Below are 8775 nucleotides of genomic sequence, written 5' to 3'. Positions count from 1 at the left end.
CTGCTCGATCCGACGTCCGAGATCACTCATAGGAGAGGAACCGACCGACCATGGACGACAACGCCCGCTACCAGGTGCTGCGCAACGACGAGGACCAGTACTCGCTGTGGCCCGCCGACCTCGACGTGCCCGAGGGCTGGCACCCCGTCGGCAAGGAGGGCACCAAGGACGAGTGCTCCGCGTACGTCGATGAGGTGTGGACCGATATGCGGCCGCGCAGCCTGCGCGAACGCATGGACGGCGTGGCCTCCTGACGGGGCGCGGGGCGGCGCGGCCGGCGCGTGGCGGCGCCGGCCGCGACCGGGCCCCTCAACTCCTCGTCACGGGTGCGCGGTTACGATCTCGGGAACTGTCGGCCGCGGCGCGAGGGATCGCGCCCCGGATACGGAGGAGACCACGTGACCGCGCAAGGGGTAGCATCCCAGACCGGAAGCGGGCCGGAGCCCCCCAACACCCCCCTCAACCAGGGGCGACCGCACAGCGCCCGGATGTACGACTACTTCCTGGGCGGCAAGGACAACTACGTCGCCGACCGTGAGGCCGCCGCCAAGGTGCTCGGCCTGTGGCCGGGTGTCATGATCGCCGCGCGGACCAACCGAGCCTGGATGCACCGCGCGATCCGCTTCCTCGCCGCCGAGCGGGGCGTCCGCCAGTTCCTCGACATCGGCACCGGCATTCCCACCCGGCCCAATCTGCACGAGGTCGCCCAGGGGATAGCCCCGGAGTCCCGGGTCGTCTACGTGGACAACGACCCCATCGTGCTCGCCCACGCCCAGGCCCTGCTCAAGAGCCACCCCCAGGGGCGTACCGCCTATGTGCACGGGGACATCACCGAGCCCGACTCGATCCTGGCCGCGCCCGACCTCACCGAGGTGCTGGACCTGTCCCAGCCGGTCGCGCTGAGCCTGGTCTCGCTGCTGCACTTCGTCCCCGACGAATGGGGTCCGTACGAGATCGTCCAGCGGCTGGTCGACGCCCTCGCCCCCGGCTCCTTCCTGGTGCTGAGCCACATCACCCCGGACTTCGACCCCGAGGCCACCCAGAAGACCGTGCAGATCTACCACAGCGGGGGCATCCAGGGGAAGATCCGCACCAAGGACGAGGTGGCGCGCTTCTTCACCGGTCTTGAGCTGGTCGAACCGGGCCTGGAGGTGCCGCACCGCTGGCGGACCGACCTGGCACAGAGCAGTTCCTCGGTGGAGACCGGCGATGTGACCGACGAAGAGGTGTCCTTCTGGGCGGGCGTCGCCCTGAAGCCCTGAAACCCGGAAATCCGGAAACCCTGAAGCCACGAACCCCCGAAGCCCTGGAGCCCTTCGGCTCCAGGGCTTCGGGGGCGTGGCTCAGGGACGCGGTCCGACGGTCGTCGTGCCGTCGCGGATGGTGATCGCCAGCGCGGGACAGGAGTCCGCCGCGTCCAGCACCCGCTCCTCCCGCGGCACCTCCGCACCCAGCGGGCGGGCGTGCTCCTCGTCCAGGACGAACAGATCGGGGGCGATTCCGGCGCACATGCCGGAGGCCATGCACCGGCCGGAGTCGATCTCCGCCTTCCAGGTCATCCGGCTCACCACCCGATCGGCATGACACGGGGCCCGCGGACCAGCATCTGGTCCTTCCACCGCACGTCCCCGGCCAGATGCAGGTCCGGGAAGCGGGTGATCAGCGCGCCGAGCGCCTCCTGGAGCTCCAGCCGGGCCAGGGACGCGCCGAGGCAGTGGTGCACACCGTGGCCGAAGCCGAGGTGCTGGGTGGCGGGGCGGGCGACGTTCAACGTGCCGGGCTGGTCGAAGCGCAGCGCGTCGCGGTTGGCCGAGCCGACGGCCACCAGCACCGGCTCCCCACTGCGCACGAGCGTCCCGCCCACCTCGATGTCCTCGGTGGCGTAGCGGGGCATGGAGGCCCCCATGCCCAGCGGTACGAAGCGCAGCAACTCCTCGACGGCGCCGCGCACCAGGTCGGGGTCCTCGCGCAGCCGGCGCAGTTCCTCCGGGTGCTCCAGCAGCGTCAGCACGAAGTTGGGGATCTGGGTGGCCGTGGTCTCGTGCCCGGCCACCAGGATGCCCACGCACAGATCGACCAGTTCGAGCTCGGACAGCCGGTCACCCGCGTCCCGCGCCTCGATCAGCGAGGTCATGATGTCGTCGCGCGGGTCGATGCGATGGGCCTCGATCAGCCCGGCCATATAGGCGCGCAGCTCGTCGCGGTTGCGGGTGAACTCCTCGGCGCTCAGGGAGCTGGTGGACAGCGCGGCGTCGCTCCAGACCCGGAACTTGGGCCGGTCCTCCTCCGGGACGCCGAGCATCGCGCAGATGACCCCGACCGGAATGGGCAGCGCATAGCGGTCCACGAGATCGGCGGGCGGCCCGGCGGCCTCGAGGTCGTCGAGCAGGTCCTGGGTCAGCTGCCGTACCCACGGGCGGAGCTTCTCCACCTGGTGGACGGTGAACGCCTTGGCGACCAGGGTGCGCAGCCGGGTGTGGTCGGGCGGGTCCATGGTCAGGATGCCGCTGTCGCGCCGGGCCTCGGACTGCCGTGGTTCGTCGTGGTGGAGCGCCGCCGCCCGGCTGAAGCGCCGGTCCCCGAGCACCAGCCGGGCCTCGGCGTACCGCGTGACCAGCCAGGCGGGCTCACCGTAGGGCAAGCGCACCCGGAGCAGTCCGGGGCGGTTTCTGGCCTCCTCGTACGCCTCGCTGAGCGCCAGTCCTTCGGCGGAGTTGAAGGGATAGGCGAGGGTTGCCGTCTCCGCTGTGGTCACCGTGACCTCCCTTGCGTAAGCACGTGCTTACAAACCTAGGAGGCGCCGCCTGGTACGGTCAACGGCCCCTTTGCGCCGTTGATCTGACGGACCGACGGGGAATCGCCGCAAGCAGACGAGAGGGGTGCCGGGATGAGTGGGACGATGTCCGAGGGGCAGCGCCGGGATGCGCGGGACACGCGTCGGCGGCTGCTGGAGGCGGCGGTGGCGCTGTTCGCCGAGCGGGGCTACGAACGGGCCACGGTCCGGGACATCGCCGATCGGGCGGGGGTCAACCAGGCGCTGCTGTTCCGTTATTTCGGCTCGAAAAGAGCGTTGTTCGGCGAGGTGATCGCGCACAACGGGGAGGAGCAGCTGCGTACCACCCCTCCCCATGAGCTGCTGGAGGCCGCCCTGCGCGGGCTGCTCGGCCACGGCGGGAAGGAACCGGGCACCCGCGGCCTGGCGACCCTGCTGCGCTCCGTGGACAGCGGTGATGAGATCGGTACGGCGGTGCGGGCCATCAGCGACGCCTACGCACGGGTGCTGGCCACCCTGTCCAGCGCCGACAACCGCGAGCTGCGGGCGGATCTGGCGCTGTCCTGGCTGCTCGGCATAGGGACGATGCGGGTGATCGTGGGCAAGGAGCCGCTGGCCGGCGCGGACCCGGACGAGGTGTGCGCGCTGGTCACGACCGCGCTCGGCACACTCCTGGACGGCCTTCCGACACCGGACCGCAGACCGTAGGCGGACCGTGGGCGGGCGGGTCGTGGGAGGGCGGGCACTCCTGGCGGAACTCCCCTCGCGGCATCGCGGCGATCACTGGGGGAATGCGGGCCGGCCGCTCCCTCCGCCGCGCAGAACGGCTCTGAGGACGGCGGGACGCATCAGCGCGGTGGGGTCGGCCACCAGCGACATCACCTCGTGCAGCGCCTTGCAGACCTGTGGGTCGACGGTGGCCCGCCGCATGACCCGGTCCAGGTAGCGGTGCTGGACCCGGACCGACACACCGGCGGGGCCGCCCGTGGTGGCGGGGAAGCGCACATCCTCGCTGGAGGACATCATCCACGCGCTGTCGGTGGCCGCCGCGATGCCCTTGCGGGCGGTGTGTGCCGTGCGGTGGCCTATGCCGCCGTGGCGCTCGGCGGCGGCCCGCAGGGCGCGGGCGCCGAGCGCGGCCACGGTGATGCCCTGGCCGTAGACCGGGTTGAAGGTGCACGCGGCGTCGCCGATGACCACCAGCCCCCGGGGCGCCCGGCGCTCGTAGTGGCGCCGCACACCGGGGCCGGGCCAGAAGCCGCGCACCGGGCCGGCGGGCTCGGCGCGGGCCAGCAGCTCACGCAGGCTCGGATCGCGCAGCAGCCGGAGCTGCCGGTCGAACCCGGCCTCGCCGGGCTCGGCCGCCGCCCCGCGCATACTGCCGAGACTGGCGATCCACCGGCCGTCCTCCACCGGCAGCACCACACCGAGCCTGGGCGCGTCGGGGGCCTTGGTCTGGAGATAGAGCGCGGCGAAGCCCGGATCCGGCCCGGTGGAGCGGTGGTAGAACCGGCTGGCGTAGGACACGCCCGCGTCGACGCGCTCCTCCGGGGCGACCGGGCAGCCCAGCCGGGCCAGCCAGGAAGGCAGCGAGGAGGCCCGCCCGGAGGCGTCCACCACCAGCTCCGCGCGCAGCTCGCGCACCCTGGCACGGGCGTCGCCCCGGCCCCGGACCCGGACGCCCGTCACCTGGCCGGACGCGCCGAGGAGGCCGACGGCATCCGTGTTCTCCAGCCAGCGCACCGTGGGCTCGCCGCGCACCCGGCTCAGCACCGTATGGTCGAGCAGCGGTCTGGTGCACGACAGGAACGCGACCTCGCTCTCGTACCGCGCGAGCCATCCGGCCGCGCTCAGCCAGCGCACGCCCGACATCGGCACGCGCACCGCGCCGGCGGCCAGCAACTCCTCGCGCGCACCGGGCATCAGCTCCTCCAGCGCCCGGTGCCCGGCCTCGAGCAGCAGATGTGCGTGGCGCCCCTGCGGCAGGCCCGAGCGGAACGCGGGCCGCTCGGGATAGCGGTCGCGCTCCACCACGACAATGCGCTCGGCATGTCCCCGCAGCGCCCATGCGGCCAGCATCCCGGCGAGACCTCCGCCGATCACCACCGCGGTCCCTCGTCCCGTGGTCTCCCCCTGAACCCCCATACTACGGAGAGTAGCGCAAGATCACCCCTGCGTCACCGTGGCGGAGGCGCTCCCGAGGCGAACACCCGGCGGAACCGGCCCCGCCCGCGTCCCCCGCGGTCCGGGCCGAGCCGGTCACTCCGCGAGCAGCGCGTCGACCACCCGGCCGAAGAGCAGCCGGCCGGACCAGGCCGTGGCCGGGTCGAACAGCCGGGGCAGCCCCCGCAGCCGCGCCTCCTCGCGCCACACCACCTCGGAGCCGCCGTCCCGGGGGCGCACCTCGATCTCGGCCCAGCCGAGGACCACCGAGCCGCGCTTCTCCAGCCGGCAGCGCCCGGGAGCGTCACCGGCCGGCGGGTCCCAGCGCACGACCTCCATGGGGTCGTCGAACCCGGCCCGGCCGACACCGGTGCGCACCACGACCACGGTGCCCACCCGGGTCGGCCCCGCCGGGTGGACGGTGACGCCGCTCAGCGGTACCTGGTCACCGTGGCGCGGCCAGTCGGTGAGCCGCCGCCAGGTCTCGTCGGCCGTCAGCGGGGAGCGCCGCTGGACGCGGAAGGGGGCCACAGCGGGATCGTAGGCGACCGGCGGCCTCCCAGACGGTCGGCAGGGCCGTCGGCGGGGCGGCCGGGGTCGCGGCCGTCACCCCCGCCACCAGCTGCGCAGCACCTTCTCGGCGGGTTTGCCATGGGGGGTGTAGGCCAGCCGCGGCGCGGTCTCACCGCTGTCCGGCCAGTCGTCCCACATCCACCAGCACACCCCGGCCCACCAGGACCGGCCGTCAAAGGCGGTCAGCAGCGCGTCATACGCGGCGGACTGCTCGTCCGTCGCCGTGCGCTCGCTGACGGTCCAGGAGTACGGTGCGGCGACGGCGCCCCGCTGGCTGGTGTAGCCGGCCTCGGTGAACAGGATCTTCTTGTCCCACCGGGCGGCGAAATCGGCGAGTTCGGCGACGATCGGCTTCCAGCCCGCCGCCAGTCGCGCGGGGTCGGTGGTGGCGGAGTCGGCCAGCGGCCAGTAGGCGTCGATGCCGATCAGATCGAGGGAGCCCCAGAAGCGGATGCGGGCGTACTCGTCGTAGTTGGCGGCGTAGGTCAGCGGACCGTCGTAGGTGTCGCGCACCGCGGAGATCACATCGGTCCAGCGGCGGCGGTCGGTGGAGGTGCCGGCCAGTTCGGTGCCGACGGCGAACTTCTCCACGTCCAGTGCGCCGGCCAGCCGGGCGTAGTGGGTGATGAAGCGGCGGTAGGCGGTGAACCAGGCGTCCGGGTCGGCGGGCCGGATACCGGCCCGGTCGCCGCCGTCCACCAGGTCCACATGCGGTTTGAGCATCACCTTCAGCCCGGCGTCATGGGCCAGGCCGACGATCCGGCGCACACTGCGGTCGCTGGCGGTCTCCTCGGTGGTGTGCATCGTCGCGCGACGGGTGCCGTTCTGGTACCAGGTGGGGGTGAAGACCACCCACCGGGCGCCGGTCCCGGCGATCTGCCGCAGATAGCGGCCGGCCTCGGGACGGTCGTAGTCGTCGGTGTTCCAGGCGGGCAGCGTGATGCCCCGCACCTGCTCATCGGGGGCGGGCGGGTCGTCGTTCCCACCGGCCGAGCATCCGGTCAGGACGGCGACGGCGGCGGTGACCGCCGCGGTCACCCGCCTCAGCGCTCTCATCGGGTCAGGGCCTTCCTTCCTCGGGCGGGAACGGACACGTGGCCGTTCCCGGCCCGCGCGGAGCGGGCCGGGAACGGCTTGACGGACGTGAGGTACGGACGGTGCGTCAGATCAGGCTCTCGGGGCTGACGAAGGTGTAGCCGAGCGCCAGGATGCCCTCGACGGTCTCCTGGAGCGGCTCGACCGCCTGGTAGGGGTGGTAGTAGAAGCTGGCGAAGCCGTCCCGCACCGCCAGGTTGGCCTTGGCGTTGTTGATCAGGTCGGCCGCCAGCCGGGGCGGGTTGTTGTTCTGGGCCTCGGGCTCGTAGGCACCCAGGTTCTCCGGGATCACCTTGGTGCCGTAGACGTCGGTGACCGGGTACGGGAAGAACTGTCCGAGGTAGCGGCTGGTGTCGGTCTCGGCGCCGGAGAGGGTGCCGGAGAAGTACAGCGGGCGCTCCATCCGGGCCGCGAAGTTCTGCGCGAACACCTTGTAGTCGGTGGCCGAGGCCGCGTAGTGCGGGGTGGTCCACAGCTTCGGCGTGGGCAGGCCCACCTTCGCGAACTCGGCCAGGGCGGCGGTGACCCGCCCCTGTGCCCACTCGGCGGAGTCCTCGGTCACCGGGCCGTCGTAGACCACCGTGTCGGTGGCGTCCACATGGGCCCGGAAGAACTCGAAGTCATCGGCGGTGAGCCCGTTGTACGGGTTGTCGGTGTTGCCGTACTGATGGGTGTAGCCGTGGTCCATCAGCACCGCGCCGTTGTTGAGCATGTACTTGAGGGTGTTCACCAGCGCCGGGCGCTGGGAGAGCCGCACGGTGCGCGCCACCCCGTTGTTCTGCACGCCCTTGGGGTCGCTGTAGACCGGGATGACGTTGATGCCGTAGGCGATGTTCTTGGACTTCAGGTAGTCCGCGATCGCCCGGAGGCTGGTGGTGTCGGAGAGCGGGGTGATGTCCTCCAGGCGCACCATGGCCCGGTGCTGCTCGGCGGTGTCCGGGGCCAGCGCGTCGAAGAGCAGGTCCTGGAAGGCGATGATCCGGTCGGTCTCGGAGACGTAGGTGAAGGGGATCTCACCGACGTAGGTCAGGTTGCCCGAGCGGATCGCCCACGGGGAGGTCTTCTCGGTGCCCCCGGCCGTGTCGACCGCCTGGGCCAGCTCGGTCACGGTCCCGTTGTCCCCGCCGGGCGTGAGGTGGGGGTGCAGCACACCGGCGTCCAGGCCCGCCGGCATCTTCCGGGTGAGCTCCTGACCCTTGTAGGTGACCTTGGTGATCTGGCCGACGCTGCCGTCCGTCTCGTAGAACGAGGAGGTCGGGTCCCAGCCGTACCGGTACTCGAACTCCTGGAGGCTGATGGAGTTCGCCATGTTCCAGATGTTCTCGCCGACCCAGATCACCGGCCGCTCGGAGAGCAGGGTGTCCAGGTAGAAGTCCTCCGGTACGGCGTCGGGGATCTCGTCGCCGTAGTAGGTGGAGCCGATGTAGATGGTGGCGTCGTAGGACTCGATCAGGCCGGAGGTGTACTCCTGGACCGGCTTGCTGGTCACGGTGCCGAAGTGGCCGCCGAGGTTGGCCGCGCCCATCGCGTACAGCTCACCGAGGTGTCCGTACGGGCCCGCCGTGTCGTACAGGACCAGTGTCTTGGCCTGGCCGGGCTCGGCGGCCCGCGGTGCGCTCCTCGTCCGCGGCCCGGTGGCCGTGTTCGACCGCCCCAGCTGCTTGGTCGTCCGTTTTTCGCTGGTGTGCGTTCCGGCCGTCCCGGCGCGCCGCTCGCGGTCGGCGGACCGCTGCGCGGCCGCCCAGCCCTTGAGGTCGTCGGCGTTCACACCGCTGGTGGTGTCCTGTGTCGCCGACCGGTCGGCGTCCCCCCGGCCGTCCCGGGCCACCGCCATGGGTGCCCAGAAACCGCCTCCCAGCAGGGCGGCGATGGCGAGGGCGATGAACGCCAGCCAGGCCGGCCGTGCTCTTCTCCAGGGTTCCTTCATGCTCTTTACCCCCCTCGGATTCGGTCCCGCATTACCTGGAACGAGACAGCGGGAAAACAGCGGATCATGGCCGATTCCGACCTGAGGATCATGGCCGGTCACAACGCATGGATCATGGCCGGTTCCCCACGGAATTCCAGACGCGGGATCACGGAGCTAACAAACCGGTGATTGTTCTGACGATTCCGGCTGCCTGTCAATGGGGCCGATGGGGCAGAAAACTACGCCTTGAAAGTTCAACTGA

9 protein-coding genes are annotated in these 8775 nt (G+C 71.5%); 3 read left to right on the top strand and 6 right to left on the bottom strand.

Translation table 11 applies throughout. The features are described from left to right. The first annotated feature begins 50 nt into the window (after window positions 1-50). Both N6H00_RS35660 and N6H00_RS35655 read left to right on the top strand, forming a co-directional pair. Entirely contained in the window at window positions 51-254 is a 204-nt protein-coding gene (locus N6H00_RS35660; protein WP_268975990.1) for an MbtH family protein, read from the top strand. 144 nt (window positions 255-398) lie between these two features. Further along, window positions 399-1262, top strand: coding sequence for an SAM-dependent methyltransferase (locus N6H00_RS35655; RefSeq protein WP_268975989.1), 864 nt, complete (start codon window positions 399-401; stop codon window positions 1260-1262). Between the two features lie 81 nt (window positions 1263-1343). Here N6H00_RS35655 and N6H00_RS35650 read toward each other — a convergent pair whose 3' ends face one another. Then, window positions 1344-1559, bottom strand: coding sequence for a ferredoxin (locus tag N6H00_RS35650; RefSeq protein ID WP_268975988.1), 216 nt, complete (start codon window positions 1557-1559; stop codon window positions 1344-1346). Between the two features lie 5 nt (window positions 1560-1564). Next, entirely contained in the window at window positions 1565-2755 is a 1191-nt protein-coding gene (locus N6H00_RS35645; RefSeq protein ID WP_268975987.1) for a cytochrome P450, read from the bottom strand. A 132-nt stretch (window positions 2756-2887) separates the two neighbouring features. Here N6H00_RS35645 and N6H00_RS35640 point away from each other — a divergent pair, with 132 nt between their 5' ends. Beyond that, entirely contained in the window at window positions 2888-3481 is a 594-nt protein-coding gene (locus tag N6H00_RS35640; protein WP_268975986.1) for a TetR/AcrR family transcriptional regulator, read from the top strand. A 72-nt stretch (window positions 3482-3553) separates the two neighbouring features. On the opposite strand, the gene N6H00_RS35635 is transcribed toward N6H00_RS35640, so the two are convergent. From N6H00_RS35635 to N6H00_RS35620, 4 genes are all read right to left on the bottom strand, one after another. Beyond that, complete coding sequence (locus tag N6H00_RS35635) at window positions 3554-4918, bottom strand: NAD(P)/FAD-dependent oxidoreductase (RefSeq protein WP_268975985.1); 1365 nt, start codon at window positions 4916-4918, stop codon at window positions 3554-3556. Window positions 4919-5032: 114 nt separating this feature from the next. Continuing rightward, window positions 5033-5467 carry an SRPBCC family protein gene (locus tag N6H00_RS35630; RefSeq protein ID WP_268975984.1) on the bottom strand — a complete coding sequence of 145 codons (435 nt, stop codon included), beginning with the start codon at window positions 5465-5467 and terminating at the stop codon, window positions 5033-5035. Between the two features lie 75 nt (window positions 5468-5542). Beyond that, entirely contained in the window at window positions 5543-6565 is a 1023-nt protein-coding gene (locus N6H00_RS35625) for a glycoside hydrolase family 113 (RefSeq protein WP_268975983.1), read from the bottom strand. Between the two features lie 106 nt (window positions 6566-6671). Beyond that, entirely contained in the window at window positions 6672-8531 is a 1860-nt protein-coding gene (locus N6H00_RS35620) for a polysaccharide deacetylase family protein (protein WP_268975982.1), read from the bottom strand. Window positions 8532-8775 lie beyond the last annotated feature (244 nt).

This window comes from Streptomyces sp. S465 (assembly GCF_026898115.1).
Lineage (GTDB): Bacteria > Actinomycetota > Actinomycetes > Streptomycetales > Streptomycetaceae > Streptomyces > Streptomyces luomodiensis.
Note: the sequence above shows the minus strand (reverse complement) of the source record. Positions and strands in the feature narration are given on the sequence as shown.